We start from the raw sequence: 997 nt of genomic DNA, 5'->3' as shown, positions 1-997 counted from the left end.
TCTTCGGCATTCAAAGCCATCACTGCATGCGCTGTTGTACTAGAGCCAGCGAAAAAATCGAGAATGATGTCGTTGTCGCTGGTGCAAATGTTCTTTATTAAATACTCAAGCAGCGCAGTAGGCTTTGGATACTCCAACAATTTCGCACCCAACAATTGAATCAATTCTGAAGAGCCTTTTTTGGTACTCCCAATCTCCAGAGGCAGCACTGTTTTTGGATGAACCGTACCTCTTTCTTTTTCATAGCAAACACGACCTTGCGCATTAAAATAAAATCGAGTGACTCTTTGTCCCTTACTATCAAAAGTTTCTTTTCCGCCCAGCCAGGACATAAGCTGGTTCCTCATAGCCCACCCTGCTTTAATCGTTACATCTTCCGCTAATAAGCCATTCTCAAAGCGCAATTTACCTGCAACAACATATTGCTTCTCTACCCCCCCAACTCATCAGGAAACTCTGCATCTGTTCCTTCAAATTGAATGCTTCCTTTAGGAAACAATACTTCACTCGCTGGATTTGCAGCCGAGATTTTTTTACTGCCCTATCACTGATAACTCCACCGTCTAAATCTTTAAAATAATTTAAGGCTGTCTTATATCTTGCGTAAACAAGAATATATTCATGCGACCGCGTGAAATGCCCTGCTTGCGTTCCGCTAGACAAACTCCACACCAATTGAGCAACAAAATTCTCTTCGCCAAACACTTCATCACAGAGCTTACGCAAATTATGCACCTCGTGATCATCTATTGAGATAAATATCACCCCATCGTCACGCAATAAGGTCTGTGCCAAACACAAGCGCGGATAAATCATATTGAGCCACGCCGTATGAAACCGCCCCATTGTCTCAGGGTTTGACTTCGTTGTCTGCTTGGTCACTTCCTTATATCGCGCCAATGGGTCTTTAAAATCATCATCATAGATAAAATCATTCCCCGTATTATAGGGCGGGTCTATATAGATCATCTTCACTTGGCCAAAATAAGCCCGCTGG

2 protein-coding genes are annotated in these 997 nt (G+C 42.9%); both read right to left on the bottom strand.

What is annotated here, in order from left to right; all coding sequences use genetic code 11:
• Positions 1–332 (bottom strand): DNA methyltransferase (locus tag ACFIKE_RS11390; protein WP_375650057.1); only part of this gene is annotated, 332 nt, incomplete at its 3' end.
• 73 nt (positions 333–405) lie between these two features.
• Positions 406–997, bottom strand: a 592-nt coding sequence (locus tag ACFIKE_RS11385; RefSeq protein ID WP_375650054.1) for a DNA methyltransferase, incomplete at its 5' end; no start/stop codon positions are given.

Source organism: Bartonella sp. MU70NMGDW, assembly GCF_042194085.1.
GTDB lineage: Bacteria > Pseudomonadota > Alphaproteobacteria > Rhizobiales > Rhizobiaceae > Bartonella > Bartonella grahamii.
Note: the sequence above shows the minus strand (reverse complement) of the source record. Positions and strands in the feature narration are given on the sequence as shown.